General features: G+C 56.0%; 1 protein-coding gene. It reads right to left on the reverse strand.

Features of this window, described 5'->3' with window-relative positions:
• Positions 1-56: 56 nt before the first annotated feature.
• Positions 57-347: a hypothetical protein gene (locus M992_RS14410; RefSeq protein ID WP_053909193.1), complete on the reverse strand. Its 291-nt coding sequence runs from the start codon at positions 345-347 to the stop codon at positions 57-59.
• Position 348 lies beyond the last annotated feature (1 nt).

The raw sequence follows: 348 nt of genomic DNA on the forward strand, positions 1-348 counted from the left end.
CCGATCGCCGGCTATCGCCTCTGCGCGTCGTGTGGCCAGCTCATCATTCTTCATGGTTATTCCATCTCCGTCAGGCGTTTGTGATAAACCTCTCTGGCGATCTCCAGGCCTGCTTCTGTCAGTCCAAACGCGAGCATCAGTGACTGATTATCCCGGTATTTGCTGAGCAGGCCGTGACGGTTCAGCGTATGGCAGGAGCGACGAAAATTGGTATCGGCAACGGGCTGGAGGCGTCCCTTATTGAGGATGCTGAAAAGCTGCATCGCCGGGAACGGGCCCGCCAGCTGACGTTCTGCCAGACCATACAGAACAAACAATACGTCTTTTTGCACACCGGAGAGCCGCATC

Origin of the sequence: Moellerella wisconsensis ATCC 35017 (assembly GCF_001294465.1) — a bacterium.
Classification (GTDB): Bacteria; Pseudomonadota; Gammaproteobacteria; order Enterobacterales; family Enterobacteriaceae; genus Moellerella; species Moellerella wisconsensis.

What these genes read in the sequence shown, in the direction of transcription:
- M992_RS14410 (WP_053909193.1), bottom strand. Translation starts at nt 347, where the DNA reads ATGCGGCTCTCCGGTGTGCAAAAAGACGTATTGTTTGTTCTGTATGGT.